Genomic DNA, 273 nt, shown 5'->3' with positions numbered 1-273 from the left:
AGGCGCCTATGACGGCGTCGTCTTCCATCGCGTCATCGACGGCTTCATGGCGCAGACGGGCGACGTGCAATTCGGCAAGAGCGGCGGGTCTTCGTTCAATCCGGGCCGGGCAGGCACGGGCGGTTCCGACAAGGGCGACCTCAAGGCCGAATTCTCCAACGCCAACCATGGCCGCGGCACCTGCTCCATGGCGCGGGCGCAAAGCCCGAATTCCGCCAACTCGCAATTCTTCATCTGCTTCGGCGACGCGAGCTTCCTCAACCGGCAATATTC

The 273-nt window shown here is 63.7% G+C and carries 1 protein-coding gene; it reads left to right on the top strand.

The window, feature by feature from the left end:
- A partial coding sequence (locus WDW90_RS39400; RefSeq protein ID WP_336493030.1) for a peptidylprolyl isomerase occupies positions 1–273 on the top strand: 273 nt, incomplete at both ends.

The organism is Methylobacterium nigriterrae (assembly GCF_037106235.1).
Lineage (GTDB): Bacteria > Pseudomonadota > Alphaproteobacteria > Rhizobiales > Beijerinckiaceae > Methylobacterium > Methylobacterium nigriterrae.
The sequence above is the reverse complement of the archived record's forward strand: the minus strand, read 5'-3'. Positions and strand labels throughout refer to the sequence as shown.